This window comes from Microbacterium sp. zg.Y909, assembly GCF_024626565.1.
The window spans coordinates 1-4,015 of the sequence record NZ_JANJFJ010000393.1; the positions used below are offsets into that span (position 1 = coordinate 1).

General features: G+C 71.6%; 4 protein-coding genes. 3 read left to right on the plus strand and 1 reads right to left on the minus strand.

The window, feature by feature from the left end:
• Positions 1–11: 11 nt before the first annotated feature.
• Positions 12–839 (minus strand): 16S rRNA (cytidine(1402)-2'-O)-methyltransferase, encoded by an 828-nt coding sequence (gene rsmI / locus NQ160_RS19930; RefSeq protein ID WP_257516846.1) that lies wholly within the window; start codon positions 837–839, stop codon positions 12–14.
• A 23-nt stretch (positions 840–862) separates the two neighbouring features.
• Between rsmI and NQ160_RS19935 the strand changes: the two genes are divergently transcribed.
• From NQ160_RS19935 to NQ160_RS19945, 3 genes are all read left to right on the plus strand, one after another.
• Positions 863–2,443: a dolichyl-phosphate-mannose--protein mannosyltransferase gene (locus NQ160_RS19935; RefSeq protein ID WP_257516847.1), complete on the plus strand. Its 1,581-nt coding sequence runs from the start codon at positions 863–865 to the stop codon at positions 2,441–2,443.
• A gap of 36 nt (positions 2,444–2,479) precedes the next feature.
• Positions 2,480–3,442 carry an FHA domain-containing protein gene (locus NQ160_RS19940; protein WP_257516848.1) on the plus strand — a complete coding sequence of 321 codons (963 nt, stop codon included), beginning with the start codon at positions 2,480–2,482 and terminating at the stop codon, positions 3,440–3,442.
• 122 nt (positions 3,443–3,564) lie between these two features.
• Positions 3,565–4,015 (plus strand): protein kinase domain-containing protein (locus NQ160_RS19945; RefSeq protein ID WP_257516849.1); only part of this gene is annotated, 451 nt, incomplete at its 3' end.

A 4,015-nucleotide genomic window follows, 5' to 3' on the forward strand; every position in this document is an offset into this window, starting at 1 on the left:
CAAGGGCTGAGTCAGCGGCCGGCTGACCGGGCGGCGAGAGCCGCCTGGTACAGCTCGCGCGAGGACAGACCGGATGCCGCGGCCACCTGGCCCGCGGCATCCTTCAGTCTCACGCCGTCACGGACGAGTTCCTGCACGTGGGCGAGTGCGTCGTCGGGATCGGACGCGCGAGCCGGCGCCCCGCCGACGACCACGACGATCTCGCCGCGGACGCCGCCCTCGGCCCATGCGGCCAGTTCAGCCAGTCCGCCGCGCACGATCTCCTCGTGCATCTTCGTCAGCTCGCGGCAGACCGCCGCCGGCCGGTCGTCGCCGAAAGCCACGGCCATCGCGGCAAGCGTTGTCGCCAGCCGCGACGGCGCCTCGAAGAAGACCATGGTGCGCGGCTCGCGTGCCAGCGCGCCGAACGTCGACGCCCGCTCCCCCGCCTTGCGCGGCGGGAAGCCCTCGAAGGTGAAGCGATCGGTCGGAAGACCGGCCACCGCCAGCGCCGTCAGCACGGCGCTGGGCCCGGGGATCGCGGTGACCGTCACGCCCGCCGCAGCGGCGGCCGCGACCAGCCCGTAGCCGGGGTCGCTGACGGTCGGCATGCCGGCATCGCTGAGCACGAGCAGATCCTGCTCGCGCGCGAGGGCGACGAGCTCACCCGCACGTGCCTTCTCGTTGTGGTCGTGCAGCGCGATGAGGCGGGGACGGTTGGCGACACCGAGCGCCGCCAGCAGGCGCTGGGTGGTGCGGGTGTCCTCCGCGGCGACCACCTGAGCGGTCTCGAGTGCTTCGATCAGCCGCCTGGACGCGTCGCCCAGATTGCCGATCGGGGTGGCCGCAAGGATGATCATCGAGCCAGCATAAGGTGGTCTGCGTGACCGCCGAGACGCTGCTTCCCGAGGCGCCGTCGTGGTACGACCGCCTGGCGGCCCGCGTGCGCGCCGACCCTCGGCTCGCGCGCCGCCTGGGCTGGATCGTCCCGCTGGTGATCACGGTGGTCGCCGGCATCCTGCGGCTGTGGAACCTGGGGCACCCCCACGCCATCGTCTTCGACGAGACGTATTACGTGAAGGATGCCTGGAGCCAGTGGAACCTCGGCTACGCCGCCACCTGGCCCGAGGAGGCGGACGCCGCCTTCGCCGCCGGCGACACCGACGCGTTCACCGACATCGGCAGCTTCGTGGTGCACCCGCCGCTGGGAAAGTGGATCATCGGGGCGGGCATGGCGCTGTTCGGACCGGACTCGTCGTTCGGCTGGCGCGTGGGCGTCGCGCTCGCGGGCACCGCCGCGGTGCTGGTGCTGTACTTCGTCGCCCGTGCCCTCACCGGCTCGCTCGCCTTCGCCGCCGTCGCCTCGGGCCTCATGGCGGTCGACGGTCTCGCGATCTCGATGAGCCGCGTCGCCCTGCTGGACACGCCGCTCATGCTCTTCGTGCTGGTGGCATTCTGGTTCGCGCTGCTGGACCGAGCCGGACACCTGGATCGCCTCGCCGCCGCCGTGACGGCTCGGAGTCACGCGGGCGAGCCACCGGTGTGGGGTCCGGTGCTGTGGAACCGCCCGTGGCTGGTCGCCGCAGGGGTCGCCGCCGGTGCGGCGGCGGCGGTGAAGTGGTCGGGCGTGTGGGTGCTCGCAGCCATCGGGCTCTACGCCGTCGTCACCGACGCGCTCGCCCGTCGCCGCCTCGGTATCTGGCAGTGGCCGACCGATGCCGTCCGCCAGGGCGCCGCCTCGTTCGTGCTGCTCGTTCCCGTGGCGGCCGCGGTGTATCTGGCCTCGTGGACGGGGTGGCTCGTCACCGAGGGCGGCTACGGGCGCCAGAGCGCCGACACCTCGCCGGCGGGCGGAGTGTGGGCCTGGGTGCCCGCGGCGCTGCAGAGCCTGTGGCGCTATCACGAGGCCATCTACGCGTCGGCGGCGGGCATGGACTCGCCTCACAGCTACGCCAGTCCCGCCTGGCAGTGGCCGCTGCTGCTGCGCCCCACCTCGATGTACGCCGCCCGCACCGCAGACGGCGACGCGGGCTGCGCCGCGGCGAATGGCTGCATGGACATCATCTACAGCATGCCGAACCCGCTCGTGTGGTGGGCGGCCGCGGCGGCGACCCTCTACCTCGTGTACCGGTTCATCGTGCGGCGGTCATGGCGGGATGCGTTCGTGCTGACGGCCATCGCCTCGACATGGGTGCCGTGGCTGTTCTACCCCGAGCGCACGGTCTTCCAGTTCTACACGGTGGTCATCCTGCCGTTCTCACTGCTCGCGCTCACTTTCGCTCTGCAGGACATCGCGGCGCCGCACAGCGCCGACCCGGTGCGACGTCGTGCGGGGCAGCGCGTCGTGATCGTCTTCCTCACCATCGCATTGCTCGTCTCGGCCTTCTGGTACCCGCTGGTGTCGGCCGTCACCGTGCCGTACGACTTCTGGCGCGCACACAACTGGCTGCCCGGCTGGATCTGACCGGCACAGAGCGCACCGCCACCATAGGGTGGAGGCGTGTTCAGCTACAGTGTGGCGCCGGTGGCGGCCGAGGCCGGGTTCGCCATGGTCGGCGATCGTTTTCTGCTCGTGGCGTCGTCGGAGATCGGGGACGCGTCCGCCCGGGAGCTGTGGACGCTGCTGTCCGCCGGCGACACGGCGCTCGAAGATGTGCTGTCCGCGCTCGCCGAGCGCGGCATCGAGCTGCTCCCCGATTTCGCGCTCGTCGAGCTGGTCGACGCGCGGACGAGCTCGGTCAATGTCGCGGTGCGCGGCACCGCCGAGGCCCAGCTGCACGGACCGGAGCGTACGACGCTCGCGGGACCGGGCATCGGCACGTGGGTCGAGGGGTCCGCCCAGCACGTGGCGGGGATCGCGCTGACCCTGGGAGCGACATCGCCGACGGCGCTGCTGCCGCTCGGGCGGGGGGTCGTGAGATCCGACCGCCTGCAGTGGGGCACGGTGCCGCCAGAGCGCCCCGCCCCCGCCGACCGTGCTGGTGTCGTCCCGGACTGGGCCGCAGACCTGGAGGACGACGCCGCACAGTCGACGACCGTGTTCGACCGCGAAGAACTGGCAGCGCTCGTCTCGGCGGCCGTGGGTGCACGTCCCGACCGCGCGCGTGCTGCCGCCCGGCCGGACGCCCCGCGCCGGCTCGTGCTCGCCATGGACGGCGGACGGGTGCTCGAGCTCGATCTTCCGGTGGTGTTCGGACGGGCCCCCGATCCGGGGGCGCACCCCGGGGCGAGGCTCGTGCCCTTGTCGTCCCCGCGGCGCGAGATATCGGGAACGCACATCGAGGTGGTGCTCGACGGCGACCACCTGCTGGTGCGTGATCTGGACTCCACGAACGGCACCGTGGTGCGCCACGCGGACGGCTCGGCGATGCTGCTGCGCGGCGGCGCGACGGCGCGTCTGGCCGAGGGAGCAGTGCTGGACATCGGCGACGGCAACGTCGCCCGCTTCCACGCCGCGCCGTAGCGCGAGCGACGATTTCCAGGCACGTGCGCCCTGTGTTAGAAACTTCTAAGGAAGCCGTACAGCGGGGGCTCGGCTTCTCGCTCCGCGGCCCCCGTCGACTCCCAGGGCACGTGAGGTGAACGGTGGCGAACAGGCTTCCTTCTGCGCCCCCCGTGCTTCCAGGGTTCACCTATGTGCGTCCCCTCGGGACCGGCGGCTTCGCCGACGTGTTCCTCTTCGAGCAGAATCTGCCGCGGCGCCCGGTCGCCGTGAAGGTGCTGCTGGAGGACATCGTCGACGAGGGCCTGCTGCGTATGTTCAACGCCGAGGCCGACGTCATGGCCCGCCTGAGCTCGCACCCCTCGATCCTGACGATCTACGAGGCGAGCATCTCCGCCGACGGCCGGCCCTACCTGGTCATGGAGTACTGCCCCACCTCGCTGACCAATCGCTACCGGCGCGAGGTCATGCCCGTGGCCGAAGTGCTTCAACTGTCGGTCAAGATCGCCTCGGCGCTCGAGACCGCCCACCGCTCCGGCCTGCTGCACCGCGACATCAAGCCGTCGAACATCCTCGTCACCGCCTTCGGCTCAC